The 13,642-nt window shown below is 69.9% G+C and carries 15 protein-coding genes; 5 read left to right on the top strand and 10 right to left on the bottom strand.

The features are described from left to right. Nucleotides 1-21 precede the first annotated feature (21 nt). The 4 genes from HFP15_RS14385 to HFP15_RS14370 are packed head-to-tail and all read right to left on the bottom strand — an operon-like array spanning nucleotide 22 to nucleotide 2,655. Nucleotides 22-1,386, bottom strand: coding sequence for a sensor histidine kinase (locus tag HFP15_RS14385; RefSeq protein ID WP_168515640.1), 1,365 nt, complete (start codon nucleotides 1,384-1,386; stop codon nucleotides 22-24). Continuing rightward, a complete protein-coding gene (locus HFP15_RS14380; RefSeq protein WP_168515638.1) occupies nucleotides 1,383-2,066 on the bottom strand; it encodes a response regulator transcription factor in 684 nt (227 codons plus the stop codon). The genes HFP15_RS14385 and HFP15_RS14380 overlap by 4 nt, the downstream gene beginning before the upstream one ends. Nucleotides 2,067-2,080: 14 nt before the next feature. Then, nucleotides 2,081-2,260 carry a hypothetical protein gene (locus HFP15_RS14375; RefSeq protein WP_168515636.1) on the bottom strand — a complete coding sequence of 60 codons (180 nt, stop codon included), beginning with the start codon at nucleotides 2,258-2,260 and terminating at the stop codon, nucleotides 2,081-2,083. Further along, complete coding sequence (locus tag HFP15_RS14370) at nucleotides 2,257-2,655, bottom strand: hypothetical protein (RefSeq protein WP_210717259.1); 399 nt, start codon at nucleotides 2,653-2,655, stop codon at nucleotides 2,257-2,259. The genes HFP15_RS14375 and HFP15_RS14370 overlap by 4 nt, the downstream gene beginning before the upstream one ends. Before the next feature lie 101 nt (nucleotides 2,656-2,756). Here HFP15_RS14370 and HFP15_RS14365 point away from each other — a divergent pair, with 101 nt between their 5' ends. After that, nucleotides 2,757-3,524, top strand: a complete 768-nt coding sequence (locus tag HFP15_RS14365; RefSeq protein ID WP_168516010.1) for a LamB/YcsF family protein — start codon at nucleotides 2,757-2,759, stop codon at nucleotides 3,522-3,524. On the opposite strand, the gene HFP15_RS14360 is transcribed toward HFP15_RS14365, so the two are convergent. The 3 genes from HFP15_RS14360 to HFP15_RS14350 form a co-directional block, all read right to left on the bottom strand. Then, entirely contained in the window at nucleotides 3,499-4,731 is a 1,233-nt protein-coding gene (locus HFP15_RS14360) for a cytochrome P450 (protein ID WP_168515632.1), read from the bottom strand. The two genes, HFP15_RS14365 and HFP15_RS14360, sit on opposite strands and share 26 nt — an antisense overlap. Then, the gene (locus tag HFP15_RS14355) at nucleotides 4,721-5,482 is read right to left on the bottom strand and encodes an alpha/beta fold hydrolase (protein ID WP_168515630.1); all 762 of its coding nucleotides are present in this window, start codon (nucleotides 5,480-5,482) and stop codon (nucleotides 4,721-4,723) included. The genes HFP15_RS14360 and HFP15_RS14355 overlap by 11 nt, the downstream gene beginning before the upstream one ends. Nucleotides 5,483-5,551: 69 nt before the next feature. After that, nucleotides 5,552-5,749 carry a hypothetical protein gene (locus HFP15_RS14350; protein ID WP_246271730.1) on the bottom strand — a complete coding sequence of 66 codons (198 nt, stop codon included), beginning with the start codon at nucleotides 5,747-5,749 and terminating at the stop codon, nucleotides 5,552-5,554. A gap of 218 nt (nucleotides 5,750-5,967) precedes the next feature. Between HFP15_RS14350 and HFP15_RS14345 the strand changes: the two genes are divergently transcribed. The 3 genes from HFP15_RS14345 to HFP15_RS14335 all read left to right on the top strand — a co-directional run bounded on the left by HFP15_RS14345 (nucleotide 5,968) and on the right by HFP15_RS14335 (nucleotide 9,633). After that, on the top strand, nucleotides 5,968-8,328 hold the full coding sequence (locus tag HFP15_RS14345) for a Tex family protein (RefSeq protein ID WP_312871592.1): 2,361 nt from the start codon (nucleotides 5,968-5,970) through the stop codon (nucleotides 8,326-8,328). Between the two features lie 112 nt (nucleotides 8,329-8,440). Then, nucleotides 8,441-8,854, top strand: a complete 414-nt coding sequence (locus HFP15_RS14340; RefSeq protein ID WP_168515628.1) for a DUF6401 family natural product biosynthesis protein — start codon at nucleotides 8,441-8,443, stop codon at nucleotides 8,852-8,854. A 137-nt stretch (nucleotides 8,855-8,991) separates the two neighbouring features. Next, nucleotides 8,992-9,633 carry an SDR family oxidoreductase gene (locus HFP15_RS14335; protein WP_168515626.1) on the top strand — a complete coding sequence of 214 codons (642 nt, stop codon included), beginning with the start codon at nucleotides 8,992-8,994 and terminating at the stop codon, nucleotides 9,631-9,633. Nucleotides 9,634-9,704: 71 nt separating this feature from the next. On the opposite strand, the gene HFP15_RS14330 is transcribed toward HFP15_RS14335, so the two are convergent. From HFP15_RS14330 to HFP15_RS14320, 3 genes are all read right to left on the bottom strand, one after another. Continuing rightward, entirely contained in the window at nucleotides 9,705-10,178 is a 474-nt protein-coding gene (locus HFP15_RS14330; protein ID WP_168515624.1) for a MarR family winged helix-turn-helix transcriptional regulator, read from the bottom strand. 135 nt (nucleotides 10,179-10,313) lie between these two features. Continuing rightward, on the bottom strand, nucleotides 10,314-11,825 hold the full coding sequence (locus HFP15_RS14325; protein WP_168515622.1) for a DivIVA domain-containing protein: 1,512 nt from the start codon (nucleotides 11,823-11,825) through the stop codon (nucleotides 10,314-10,316). A 71-nt stretch (nucleotides 11,826-11,896) separates the two neighbouring features. Continuing rightward, nucleotides 11,897-13,111: an FAD-dependent monooxygenase gene (locus HFP15_RS14320; RefSeq protein ID WP_168515620.1), complete on the bottom strand. Its 1,215-nt coding sequence runs from the start codon at nucleotides 13,109-13,111 to the stop codon at nucleotides 11,897-11,899. A gap of 104 nt (nucleotides 13,112-13,215) precedes the next feature. On the opposite strand from HFP15_RS14320, the gene HFP15_RS42180 reads away from it, so the two are divergent. After that, nucleotides 13,216-13,642 (top strand): GntR family transcriptional regulator (locus tag HFP15_RS42180; protein ID WP_312871591.1); only part of this gene is annotated, 427 nt, incomplete at its 3' end.

Genomic DNA, 13,642 nt, shown 5'->3' with positions numbered 1-13,642 from the left:
GGAACGGCACCGGACCGGGCTTCAGGGGATCACCGGGAAGCGGATCGTGAACGCGGCTCCGCCCTCCGGCGCCGGTCCTGCCGAGATCGTGCCGCCCATCCGGGTCACCAGCCCGTGCGCGAGCGCCAGTCCGATCCCCGAACCGACCGGGCGGCTGCCGCGATACTTCGCGTTGAGCGCGCCGCGTTCGAAGGCCACCGCGTAGTCCTCGGGCGCGAGGCCGGGGCCGCCGTCGCGGACACCGATCACCCCGCTGGCGTCCAGGGACAGCGCGATCGGCGCCCCGGCGGGCGTGACACGCAGGGCGTTCTCGGCAAGCCCGTCGAGCACCTGGCGCAGACGGCGGGCGTCGACGTGCGCGAAAACCGGACCGGGCGGGTAATCCACGGCGAACCGGACACCGGCGCGCGAACACCGGACCGCCCACACCTCCGCGCAGTTGCGCACCGCGTCCGCGAGATCCACCCGTGCCAGGTCGAGCCGGAACTCGTCCGCGCCCAGCCGCGCCAGGTCGAGCAGATCGCTCACCAGGCGTTCCAGCCGCTGCGACTCGCGCTGAATCGTCTGCCCCGCCTGGCGCGCCTCCTCGCCCGTGACCACCCCGTCGGCCAGCGATTCGGCGAACCCGTGCACCGCGGTCAACGGGGTGCGCAGTTCGTGCGACACCGACAGCAGGAACTCCCGCTGCCGCGATTCGCTGTGCCGCAACGCTTCGGCCAGTTCGTTGACCGCGCCGGCGACCTCCGCCACCTCGGCGGGACCTTCGACCGGGGCACGCAGATCCCGTCTGCCCTGCCGCATCGCGGCGGCGACCCCCGCGATCCGGCGCAGCGGGCGGGCCAGCAGCCGCCCGAGCAGGAGACCCGCCAGCGCCGCCACGAGCAGGCCGGCGCCGAGCGCGAACAACACGTTGCGCACCAGTGAGCGCTGCGTGTCCCGCGCCATCCGCACGGGTTCGACCAGGGCGAAGCCGGTTTCCGCGGCGACCCCGCGCCCCTCGACGAGGTACTCCTGACCCGCCACGGTCCGCTTGACCGAGATCGACTGCCCGGCACCGATCGTCGCGACACCGGCCTGGGTCGCGGCCCGCACCGCCGCGGGATCGGGCGCGACGAGACCGGCCCTCGGCCGCGCCAGTACGACGACGATTCCTTGTCCGCGAACGACATTCTCGGCCTTGCCCAGCCCCACCCGCGAACCCAGCGCCGCCTCGTCCAGCTGGCTCACCAGCACGTCGGCCTGCGCCGCGAGCGATCGCTGCAGCACCTCCTCGCCCGTGCGCCGGACCAGGCTCGCCGCGACGACCCCCGCCACCAGTACCGCGACCCCGGCCACGGCAAGGCAGAGCAGGATGATCCTCGTCGCGAGCGAGGCCCGGCGTTTCACCGGCTCTCCGCGGCGTAACCGACCCCACGGACCGTCCTGATCGGACTCTCCTCGCCCAGTTTCGCCCGCAGCTGCGCGATGTGGACGTCCACGGTGCGGGTGCCTGCCGCCGCCTGGTATCCCCACACCGCGCTGAGCAGCTGCCCGCGTTCGAACACCCGGCCCGGCTGCCGCAGCAGTTGCGCGAGCAGGTCGAACTCGGTGGAGGTCAGCACGACCTCCCGGTCTCCCGCCCACGCCTTGCGCTGCGTCACGTCCAGCCGCACCGCGCCCGCGGTCAGCACCTCGGCCGGAGCACCGGCGGTGCGCCGCAGGACCGTGCGGACCCGCGCGGCGAGTTCACGCGGGCTGAAGGGTTTGGTGATGTAGTCGTCCGCGCCCAGTTCCAGCCCGAGCAGCCGGTCGACCTCGTCGTCGCGGGCCGTCACGAACAGCACGGGCGTCCAGTCACCCGCCGCGCGCATGGTGCGGCAGACCTCCACACCGTCCTTACCGGACAGTCCGATGTCGAGCACCACCGCGACCGGGCGCAGCCGCCGGACCGCCGCGAGCGCGGCGTCCCCATCGGACTCGATGTGCACGCCGAACCCGTCGCGTCGCAGGTAGAGCGCGACGAGGTCGGCGATGGCGCGCTCGTCCTCGACCACGAGGACGAGACCACGTCCCGCTGGGTCAGCCATCGGCACTCCGAGTGTCACTGCGATTCGTCGCCTGCCACCTCCGAATCGATCGCGTTCAGCGTAGTCTGGATGCTGCTCAGTTCGTCGCCCCCGCTCGGGGCGGGCGTGGTGCTCGCCGAATCATGGCAACCACTCGCACCCACCCCGATGGCCAGCAGCGACACTCCGGTGACCACCAGCCTGCGCGTGTTCATTTCGCCACGCAGTGCGCGTTCTTGAAGTCGTTCAGCCGCTGGTCGGCCTTGGCCAGATCGTCGAGCCTGCCGTGCAGCCGGTCCGCCCGCTGGTCGAGCTTGTCGGCGAGCTGCGTGTGCCCCTTGGCGCGCTGGGCCTGCGCCCGCGCCTTGAGCCACGCCACGGACCCCTTGGTGTTCGCGTCGCCGTTGATCCGCTGGGTCAGCTTGTTCTTGTGGTCGATCATCTTCGGCAGGACGTCGGCGCACAGCTGCTGCGACTCCTGTGGGCTCAGCGTGATCGGCGGGTAGCTGGGCGCGGGCGGCGCCGTGGTGTCCGCGTACGCGGCCACCGGGGCACCGACGGCCAGCAGGACCGCGGCGCCACAACTTACGATCGCGGCGGAGATGCGCATTGATTCACTCCTCATGTCGTCCTTCCGGGCACCGATCACTCTGCTGGGCCAGGATTCGAGGAGGATGGGCGGAATGTTCGGGTTGTGTAAGGAGCGCGGTGATCGACCTCAACAGCGACCTCGGTGAGGGTTTCGGCGTCTGGCCGCTGACCCACGACGACGCCTTGCTGGATATCGTGACCAGCGCGAACGTGGCCTGTGGCTTCCACGCCGGGGACCCCAGCGTGCTGCGCAGGGTGACCGAGCGGGCGGCCGCGCACGGGGTGGCCGTCGGCGCGCAGGTCGCCTACCGGGACCTGGCCGGTTTCGGCCGTCGGTTCATCGACGTGGACCCGGCCGAGCTGGTCAACGACGTGATCTACCAGATCGCGGCGCTCGACGGGTTCGCCCGCGTGGCCGGCACCCGGGTGCGGTACGTCAAGCCGCACGGCGCCCTGTACAACGCGATCGTCAAGCACGCCGAGCAGGCCGCCGCCGTGGTGAGCGCGGTGAAGACCTACGACCCGGACCTGCCCGTGCTGGGGCTGCCGGGTTCGGAGTGGCTGAGGCAGGCGGAATCAGCCGGGCTGCGGACCATCAGGGAAGCCTTCGCCGACCGCGCCTACACACCGGAGGGCACGCTGGTGTCGCGGCGGCTCCCCGGCGCGGTCATCCACGACCCGGACGAGGTGACCGAACGCGTGGTCCGGATGGCCACCGACGGCGAGATCACCGCCATCGACGGAACCACGGTGAAGATCGAGCCGCAGTCGATCTGCGTGCACGGCGACACCCCGGGTGCGGTGGACATCGCCGTGCGGGTCCGGGACGCGCTCGTGCGGGCCGGGGTGCCGCTCGGGCCGTTCACCAGCGCAGCGGGAGATGCGTGATCCCGTTGATGAAGTTCGACGTCAGGTGCCGCACCTCGCCGTCGAGCCGCACCTCGGGCAGCATGCGCAGGAACTCGGTGAAGAACACCCGCATCTGCAACCGGCCGAAGTGCGCGCCGAGGCACAGGTGCGGGCCCTGGCCGAACGCGAGGTGGTCGTTGGGCGTGCGGGTGATGTCGAACGTGTACGGGTCGTCGAACGCGCGCTCGTCGAAGTGCGCGGACGCGAAGTACACGACCACCTTGTCCCCGGCGCGGATGCGCTGCCCGGACAGTTCGGTGTCCTGTTTCGCGGTGCGCCGGAACGTCAGCACGGGCGGATGCCAGCGCAGCATCTCCTCGATCGCGCCGGGCAGCAGTTCGGGCTCGGCGCGCAGGCGACGGTAGGCCTGTGGGTGCTCGACCAGCGCCAGCACGCCGCCGGGCAGCGCGCTGCGCACGGTGTCGTTGCCCGCGATCACCACCAGGAAGAAGAACATCTCCAGTTCGGCGTCGTCGAGCGCGCGCCCGTCCACCGACGCGTTGACCAGCGCGGTCATCAGGTCGTCCGCCGGATGCTTCCGCTTGTCCGCCGCGAGCTGCTGCGCGTAGCCGAACATGTCGGCCAGCATCGCCGGTGAGCGCGGGTTGATCGGTTTGCCGTTCTCGTCGCGCATGATCTCGGCGTGCTCGGGATCCTGATACCCGATCACGCGGTTGGTCCATTTCAGCAGTAGTCCGCGGTCCTGCGCGGGCACGCCGAGCAGGTCGGACAGGTTGAGCAGCGGGAAGTCGTCGGTGACCTCGACCGGCAGATCGCAGTGCCCGCGCCCGGAGACGGCACCGATGAGCGTGCGGGCGCGGTCGGCGATCTGGTCGGCGAAACGTTCCAGCCTGCGCCGGGTGAACACGGCCGAGACGATGCGGCGCAGCCGGTTGTGTTCGGGCGGGTCCATGTTGAGGATCATCCGGCGGATGAAGGCGAGGTCGTCCGGTTCGGGATCGCGGATCTGCGTCGCACCGAGCCAGGACGAGTACACCTCGGGGGTACGCAGCACGTGCTTGACGTCCTCGTAGCGGGTCACCGCCCAGTAGCCGGGGCCGGCGGGCCAGTCGAGGACGTCGTGTTCTTCTTGCCATGCAACGGGTTCCGCCTCGCGCAACCGGCGTAGCTCGTCGTGCGGGAGGCCCCGCGCGAACACCCGTGGATCGAAAACGTCAGTGCTCATCGAGGAAGATCTCGATCGCGTTGGCCGTGGTCACCGGGATTTCGTCGGCGGCGTAGTGCCCGGCGTCGGCGAGGACCTCGATCTCGAAGTTCGGATACCACTTCGCGAACGTGGCGAGCATCGTCTGCTCGCCCAGCGCCGGGTCGTTCTCGCCGACGAGGACCTTGATGGGCACCTCGGCACCTTCGATGCGCTCGTGGAAGTCGGTTTTGGCCCACGCCCGCAGGTAGTCGCCGAACGCGGCCGTATCCGAATGCTCCAGCGAGTGGATCACCATGCCGTCCAACCAGGCGTCGGGATGCCTGCCGCCCGTGGTGAAGTCGATGATCGCGCGGCGGCTGGCGGATTCCTCGGCAGCGCTGGAAAACAGCTGCCACGTCTCCTCGTCGAACGGCACGCCGCCGGCGGGCACCGGTGAGATGCCGACCAGGCAGCGCACCCGTTGCGGCGCGTCGGCGTAGACCCACTGCATGATGCTGCCGCCCATCGAATGCCCGACGAGCGAGAACCGGTCGGCGTCCAGCCGGTCGGCGAGCGCGAGCACGTCGGCGGCGGCCTCGGCGACGGTATGCTCGCCCTCGACGTGCTGACGGGCGCCGTAGCCGCGGTAGTTCGCGAAGACGTAGGTGTAGCGGTCGCCGTCCAGATGCGGGATCAGCGACCCCCAGGCCCCGGCCGAACCGAACCAGCCGTGCAGCACCAGTACGAGGTGCCCGCCCTGCCCGAAGCGTACGAAATCCTCGTTGACCACGGCAGAAAGCTTGGCACATTCCGGCCCGTTCCGCACTGCCGCGAAGTGGGTGCCACCAGCACTCACCGGTCAGGAACCGCACCACGACGATGGCCGATGTTGTTGCCACAACAGGGCTCCGCGCAGTTCCTCGATCAGGCGCTCGTCGTCCTCTTCCGTCGGTTCCTCGCCAAAAGGCACCCATCGCTCGCAGACCGGCTCCTCATCCTCGTAGCCGACCAGCAGAATTCCGGGATACGAAAGCGAAGTACCCGACTCGAGGGTCACGTGTTTGCTTTGCACACGCATCTTGACACTGCGGTCACCCCCGCCAGAGCCTTCCATCCGCACCACCGAGGGGCCATGAGAACAACGACAGATACTCGACAGTCGCGCCCGCACCCGATTTGGTTACTTCGTGGTTCACGAACCCCTGTGCACCACCCCGCAGCGGGGCGCGGGCACAATGCTCGACGGCGACTTCAACAAGGGAGTGGATCAGGAACGTGACAGCCGCAGTGCAGTCGATCGAGCAGAGGATCGCCGAGGAGCTCGGCGTGCGCGAGGGACAGGTCAAGGCCGCCGTCGACCTCCTCGACGGCGGGTCGACCGTGCCCTTCATCGCGCGGTACCGCAAGGAAGTCACCGGCATGCTCGATGACGCCCAGCTGCGCACGCTGGAGGAGCGGCTGCGCTACCTGCGTGAGCTGGACGAGCGCAGGGACGCGATCCTCGACTCGATCCGCACCCAGGGCAAGCTGACCCCGGAGCTGGAAGAGCAGATCCGCGCGGCGGAGACCAAGGCCCGCCTGGAGGACATCTACCTCCCGTACAAGCCCAAGCGCCGCACGAAGGCCCAGATCGCGCGCGAGGCGGGGCTGGAGCCGCTGGCCGACGGCCTGCTCAACGACCCCTCGACCGACCCGCAGGCCGCCGCCGCGGTGTTCGTGGACGCCGAGAAGGGCGTCGCGGACGCGCAGGCCGCGCTCGACGGCGCGCGGGCGATCCTGGTCGAGCGGTTCGGCGAGGACGCCGACCTCATCGGTGAGCTGCGCGAAAAGATGTGGTCGCAGGGCAGGCTGGCCTCGAAGGTCCGTGCCGGCAAGGAGACCGAGGGCGCGAAGTTCTCCGACTACTTCGACTTCTCCGAGCCGTTCACCAAGATGCCCTCCCACCGCGTGCTCGCGATGTTCCGCGGTGAGAAGGAAGAGGTGCTCGACCTCACCGTCGAGCCGGAGGAGCCCTCCGACGAGCCGCGCGTCGGCCCCGGCGAGTACGAGCAGCGCATCGCGCAGCGGTTCGGCATCGCCGATCAGGGCCGCGCGGGCGACAAGTGGCTCCTGGACACGGTCCGCTGGGCCTGGCGCACCAAGATCCTGCTGCACCTCGGCATCGACCTGCGGCTGCGGCTGCGCCAGGCCGCCGAGGACGAGGCGGTGCGGGTGTTCGCCGCGAACCTGCGTGACCTGCTGCTCGCCGCCCCGGCGGGTACCCGCGCGACGATGGGCCTCGACCCGGGCTACCGCACGGGCGTCAAGGTCGCCGTCGTCGACGCCACCGGCAAGGTCGTGGCCACCGACACGATCTACCCGCACCAGCCCGCCAACCGCTGGGACGAGTCGATCGCGAAGCTGGCCAAGCTCGCCGCCGAGCACAAGGTCGACCTGATCGCGATCGGCAACGGCACCGCCTCCCGCGAGACCGACAAGCTCGCCATCGAACTGATCAAGAAGCGCCCGGACCTCAAGCTCACCAAGGCCGTCGTGTCCGAGGCCGGCGCTTCGGTGTACTCCGCGTCGGCGTTCGCGTCGCAGGAACTGCCCGGGATGGACGTCTCGCTGCGTGGCGCGGTGTCCATCGCACGCCGCCTGCAGGACCCGCTGGCCGAGCTGGTCAAGATCGACCCGAAGTCCATCGGCGTGGGCCAGTACCAGCACGACGTGTCCGAGGTGTCGCTGTCGCGCTCGCTCGACGCGGTCGTCGAGGACTGTGTGAACGCGGTCGGGGTGGACGTCAACACCGCGTCCGCGCCGCTGCTGACCAGGGTTTCCGGCATCACCGCCGGGCTCGCCGACAACATCGTGAGTCACCGCGACGAGCACGGCCCGTTCCGCTCGCGCGAAGTGCTCAAGCAGGTGCCCAGGCTCGGGCCGAAGGCGTTCGAGCAGTGCGCGGGCTTCCTGCGCATCCGTGGCGGCGACGACCCGCTCGACTCCTCCAGCGTGCACCCCGAGGCCTACCCCGTGGTGCGCCGGATCCTGTCCACCACGGGCAAGGACCTCACCGAGCTGATCGGCAACAGCCGGGTGCTCACCTCGCTCGAACCACAGAAGTTCGTGGACGACACGTTCGGGCTGCCCACGGTCACCGACATCCTCGTCGAGCTGGAGAAACCGGGCCGCGACCCGCGTCCGGCGTTCAAGACGGCCACGTTCGCCGAGGGCGTGGAGAAGCTCGAGCACCTCAAGCCGGGCATGACGCTGGAGGGTGTCGTGACCAACGTGGCGGCGTTCGGCGCGTTCGTGGACATCGGCGTGCACCAGGACGGCCTCGTGCACGTGTCGGCGATGTCGAAGAACTTCGTCAAGGACCCTCGTGAGGTTGCCAAGCCGGGCGACATCGTCAAGGTCAAGGTGCTCGAGGTGGACATCCCGCGCAAACGCATCTCGCTCACGCTGCGGCTGGACGACGAGGTCGGCGGCGGCAAACCCGCGAGCGGCGGTGGCGGTGGCGGCGACCGGCAGGGCCAGCGCCAGAACCAGCGCCGCGGCGGCGGGCAGAACCGCAACCGGCGCGACTCGGGCAACGCCGCCGGTGGCGCGATGGCGGACGCGCTCCGCCGTGCCGGCTACGGCAAGCAGCGTTAGACCGGTTCACGCAGTCACGTTCCGTCATTGCGTGGATCGCGTAAGCACGCATCCGGCGGAACAATCCACACCCGGCTGGCGCACGGGCGGGTCGGCGGCTCATCATCGACGCATGGGCTGGGCCGACTTGGTGGCGGACCGATCCGCCCGGCGCTGGCTGCAGGGCATCGCCGGGCGGCTGGAGTCCGGCTGGCCCGCCCTTGCCGAGGACCCCGCCCTGTGGAGCGCCTTCGAGCAGCACCTTTCGGCGGCGGTCCACGCGATCCGTTGCGAGTCCGAACTCGTGCCGCGCACCGAACCCGTGACCGACCTGGTATTGCTCGCCGGGCACGCGCACGACGTCTGGACCAGAGCGGTGGACAACGGCTGGGAGCCCCCGCGGGTACCGGCCGACTGGAACCAGCGGGAGTGGACCGGGCTGCGGATTCTCGCGTGTTACCGGCTCGCCTCGTTACAACCGCACGGCCCGCGGCTCACCGGCGCCGCGGCCGTGGTGCGGCCGCGCATTCCCAAGCGCGTCCGCTGAACGAAACCGCTCTGCGGCAAGGGATCTAGCACTGGCCGCGGCCTCGCCGCCCGGTGCTAGATCCACTGTGCACGGCCCATTGACCATGATCGCGATCAAGGCCATCCTGGTGCGAACGAGCGAGTCGGGAGGCACCGATGAGCACCTTCGTCGTGGTTGGCGGCGCCGGGCGGACCGGGCGCCGTGTCGTCGAACGGCTGACCGCGCACGGGCACCGGGTCGTGATCGCGAGCCGCGAGGCCCATGACGCGCCCGCCGGCGCGGACGTCACCAGACTCGATCTGGCGAGCCCCGATCCCGCGGTGTTCCATGACACGGAGGGAATCGTGATCAGCGTGGAACCGCCACGCGGCGCGGAAAGCGTGCTGCACGAGGGCGTCGGCCAGATCGCCGAAATCGGCGCACGCGAGGACGTTCCGGTCATCCTGGTCTCGCAGATCTACCTCACGCGCGCGGCGGAGCACCCCGAGATGACGACACGGATCGACGCACGCTCGCGTGGCGAGCGGGCGTTGCGTACGAGCGGGGCGCAGTACACGATCATCCGCCCCAGCTGGCTGCACGACCTCGCGGCGAACGGCGTCCGCGTCGAGCAGGGCGACACCGGCGAAGGCAGGATCAGCCGGGACGCGGTCGCCGACGCCGTGGTGGCGGCGTTGTTCGACCCGTCGGCGTCGGGCAAGACCTTCGAGCTGTACGACGACGCCGAGTCCGGCAAGCCGGACTGGCCGTCGCTGTTCGCGGCGCTGAAGCCGGATCCGGAAGCGCAGGATCGCTAACCGGCGTCGGCGATCTCCCCAGCCCGCGTCGCGGCACCAGCGTGCCGCGACTGGTCCATAGTGGACAGCGGCTACTCGCCCGGGTCGTAGGCGTTCATCGCCGGTACGTTGTCGTACATCCGGCGCAGGAAGCTCAGCAGCAGTTCCTTCTCCTGCTGACTGAACCCGGCGAGCAGGAACTCCTCGCGCTTGAGGGCGATCTCGATGAGCTGGTCGTGGAGTTCGTGGCCGGGCCCGGTCAGCCACAGCACGCGGCGGCCGTCCGCGGCGTCGACGTTGACCAGGTCGCGGCTCTGCAGGAACTGGAGGCTGCGGCTGACGACGGATTTGTTGAGGCCGAGTTCGTCGCCCACCTGGGTGGCCGTGCAACCGGGCTGGTTGACGATGGCGGACATCACGCGCCACTCGTTGATGCCGACACCGAAACGCCGGAGGAACAAGCGGGAACCGCCCCAGGAAAGGGCGTTCGAGATCAGGCTCAGATATGCGGGTACGTAGTCGTCCCGCCCGACGCTACGAACTCGGTAAGCTGACTGATTTTCCACCCCCTCGACATTAGCGCGTCAAGCGTTTGGAGAGGAGTGCGAATCATCGAGATCAATAAACACAGAAATTGTCGTTTCGCCAAATCTGTATTGCGGCCATGCCCGATTCCCGGTCAATGCGGGCTGATCCAGCGGTCAGCCCGCGTTGACCGGCTGTTTCGCGCGGGGTTCCGGCGATGGATTTGCCCGCGCGTCCGCGGTGCCGGCCACCGACGCCTCGGGCTCACCGTCGGCACCCTGCTCGTCGGGCTCGGCGGGTTCCACTCGCGGGACGGGCAACGGCACCGGATGGAGCGCAGCCGTGGCCGCGCCGTTCGGCTCGGCCGCGCCGGCCTCCTCGTGCGAGAGGTCGAACAGCAGCGGGGCCGCCTCGGCGAGGAGTTGCTGCGTCGCGTGGAGCTGGTCGGACGTGCGCTGCCGCAGCGACTCCAGCACGCCGACCCGGCCCTCCGCGTCCTCGACCAGGCGTTTCGCCGTGGCGGTCGCGTCGGCGACGAGTTCCTCGGACTTCGCTGTGGCCTCGGCGACCATCCGCTCCGACCGCGATCTGGCCTCCGCGAGCATCCGCTCGGACTCGGCCGTCGCGTCGGCGACCATCTGCTCGGAGTTCGCGGTGGCCTCCGCGACCATCTCCTCGGACCGCGACGTGGCATCCGCGACCATGCGCTCGGACCTCGTGGTCGCCGCGGCCACCATGTCCTCGGACTTCTTCGTCGCCTCGGCGACCATCTCCTCGGACCGCGCCTTGGCCTCCGCCAGCATGCGCTCGGACTCGGCCGTCGCGTCGGCGACCATCCCCTCCGACCGCGACGTCGCCTCGCTGACCAGCCGCTCCGACTCCGCCGTCGCCTCCGCGAGCATCCGCTCGGACCGCGACGTGGCCTCCGCCATCAACCGCTCCGACTCGGCCGTCGCGTCGGCGAGCATGCGCTCGGACCTCGTCCTCGCCTCGGTCAGCATCCGCTCCGACTCGGCCTTCGCGGTCGCGGTCAGGTGTTCCGCCTGCTCGCGCGACTCCTGGTCCCGCTCGGCGATCGCCTGCATCGCGGCGTTCCGGCGGACACTCATCGCCTCTTCGAAGTCCCGTTCGACCTGCTCCCGGCGGCGCGCGGCCTGCTCGTCCAGCCGCCGCCTGGTCTGCGCCGCCTGGCTCGTCATCAGCTCGACCTGCTCGTGTGTGCGCCGCATCAGCTCGTCGTGCTCCGCCGTGACCTGACGCCGCCGCGCGTCCACCTCCGCGACCAGCCGTTCGTGCCGCTCCCGCACGCGAACCGCGGCCTGCTCGGCCGCCGCCCAGCTCCGCTCGGCCGCCGCGCGCGCCCGGTCGGTGATCTCGGTCGCCTCGTCCTCGGCCAGCTCCACCATGCGCAACAGCCGCTCCGACAACCCGTCCGCCTCGATCGGCTCGCGGCTGATGCGGTCGATCTTCGCCTGGAGTTTGTCGTTCTGGTTGCGCAGTTCCTCCAGCCGCGACGCCAGTTCCTCGGCGTTCGCCGCGGCGGCGTCACGATCGGAGGTCAACAGCCGGAAGTCCGTCTCGACCCGGTGCACGTACTCCTGGACCTGGCGCGCGTCGTACCCGCGCCAGGACCGGTCGAAGTCCGTCCGCAGCGGAACGAGGTCCTCGCGAGTATCCGCGCCACTCATCAGCACCTCCCGAAGCGACAGTCCTTTATGGACCCCCGTTGAAAAACCCGTTGTTACCAAGCATCCTCTACTTACCGCCGTCCGTCCACCAGCATTGCGCCACTCGGGTAACTTTCCAGTGAAAGCGATGCGGCCTTGTCCTGGAGGTCACCGGTGAGCAACCTCCGCCACGGGCCGGCGAGCATCATCCGCATCGACAGGTCGCCGAGGAAGATCGCCGGGCGGGACGCCGGCAGGAACATCTTTGTCCCGCCTGGCACAGGTTTCTGGTTGGCCGCGACGTAATCGCGCATCCTGTTCTGATAGCAGGCGAACGCCCGCTCGTGCGCACCGCCGGCCGCGGCCAGCTCGGCCGCGAGCACGTAGGCTCCCACCACCGCCATGCTCGTGCCCATGCCGACCGAACCCCCGAACACCGAATCCCCGACCAGCACGGCACGTCCGCGCCACCACTTGCCGACGCGCACCATGCTTTCCCGGTCGAAGTAGAAGTCCGGCGTCTTCATCATGGACTCGACCATGCGCGGCACCTCCCAGCCCTGACCGGCGAACGCCTCGGCGACGATCTGCTTCTGCCGCGCGATGTCATGGCGGTCGTAGTCCAGCCGCGGCGCGGCGAAGAAGAACATTCCTCGCGTCCGCCCCGTGCGGGTCGGGTACAGCGAGGCGCGGCGCCTGCCGGGCATGAGGTACATCAGCTGCCGGCCGTCGAGCTCGAGCGCGGTCTCCGCCGCGAAGATCACCTTGTAGTAGCCCTGGTCGTGCACGTACTCCGCCTCGGGGCCGAACGCGAGCCGCCGCACGCCCGAGTGCAGCCCGTCCGCGCCGACGACCAGGTCGAACGTCCGGGACTTGCCGCTGGCGAGCGTGACGTCCACGCCGCCGTCGTGCTGGTTCAGCGCGGTGATCGAGTCGCCGAAGAGGTACTCGACGTCGTCCCGCGCCGCGTTGAACAGGATTCGCGCGAGGTCGGCGCGCAGGATCTCGATGTCGGCGATCATCCCGCCCGAGTGTCCGGACAGCTCGCTGCCCCAGTTCCACTTGCGTCTGTTCGCGCGGTCGACTCCGCTGACACCGACCGTGCCGGTGTGGTGCGCGCGGATGAGCTCCATCAACCCCATCCGCTCGACGACGGTCCTCGCGGTGCCGCGAAGATCCACGGCCTGGCCGCCCTCGCGCAGCGCGGGTGCCCGTTCGACGACGGTCGGTTCGAAGCCGTGGTGGCGCAGCCAGTAGGCCAGCGCGGGCCCGGCGATACTTGCTCCGGAAATCAGGATTCGCTTCATGCGTACACCGTACAAACGCAGGCGATACGCTGTAAACTGTCCTAGTGCACCCGAGCTCACGGTGAGAGCCTGCCGCAGGTGCACTAGAGCACCTGGAGGAACGCGTGACCCATCCCTACGCGAGGATCGTGAGCGAACTGCAGCGCCGGATCGCCGTGGGTGAGCTGCGCCCTGGCGACCGCGTGCCCTCGACGAGGCAGATCACCCAGGAGTGGGGCGTCGCGATGGCGACCGCGACGAAGGTGCTCAACGCACTGCGGCTGGCGGGCCTCGTCTACCCGGTGCCGGGCGTCGGCACGGTGGTCGCCGAGCCGGCACTAGCAGGCGGATCGAGCAGCGCAGGTGGCCCGGGAGGGGCGAACCCGGTGGCGACGGGCCCGCAGGCAGCGGCTGCGGCCCGCACGGGGACCCGAGAGACCGACGCCGTAACCAGCCATCCACGAACACCGGCCGCGGCCCCGACGCGAACGCCCGAGACAAACCCCCCACAAGCCGCGCCCGGAACGTACACGGCACCCGCCCACGAACCCC

The sequence above is a fragment of the Amycolatopsis acididurans genome, from assembly GCF_012328925.1.
GTDB lineage: Bacteria > Actinomycetota > Actinomycetes > Mycobacteriales > Pseudonocardiaceae > Amycolatopsis_E > Amycolatopsis_E acididurans.
The sequence above is the reverse complement of the archived record's forward strand: the minus strand, read 5'-3'. Positions and strand labels throughout refer to the sequence as shown.

What these genes read in the sequence shown, in the direction of transcription:
- HFP15_RS14380 (WP_168515638.1), bottom strand. Translation starts at nt 2,066, where the DNA reads ATGGCTGACCCAGCGGGACGTGGTCTCGTCCTCGTGGTCGAGGACGAG.
- HFP15_RS14375 (WP_168515636.1), bottom strand. Translation starts at nt 2,260, where the DNA reads ATGAACACGCGCAGGCTGGTGGTCACCGGAGTGTCGCTGCTGGCCATC.
- HFP15_RS14370 (WP_210717259.1), bottom strand. Translation starts at nt 2,655, where the DNA reads ATGCGCATCTCCGCCGCGATCGTAAGTTGTGGCGCCGCGGTCCTGCTG.
- HFP15_RS14360 (WP_168515632.1), bottom strand. Translation starts at nt 4,731, where the DNA reads ATGAGCACTGACGTTTTCGATCCACGGGTGTTCGCGCGGGGCCTCCCG.
- HFP15_RS14340 (WP_168515628.1), top strand. Translation starts at nt 8,441, where the DNA reads ATGGGCTGGGCCGACTTGGTGGCGGACCGATCCGCCCGGCGCTGGCTG.
- HFP15_RS14335 (WP_168515626.1), top strand. Translation starts at nt 8,992, where the DNA reads ATGAGCACCTTCGTCGTGGTTGGCGGCGCCGGGCGGACCGGGCGCCGT.
- HFP15_RS14325 (WP_168515622.1), bottom strand. Translation starts at nt 11,825, where the DNA reads ATGAGTGGCGCGGATACTCGCGAGGACCTCGTTCCGCTGCGGACGGAC.
- HFP15_RS14320 (WP_168515620.1), bottom strand. Translation starts at nt 13,111, where the DNA reads ATGAAGCGAATCCTGATTTCCGGAGCAAGTATCGCCGGGCCCGCGCTG.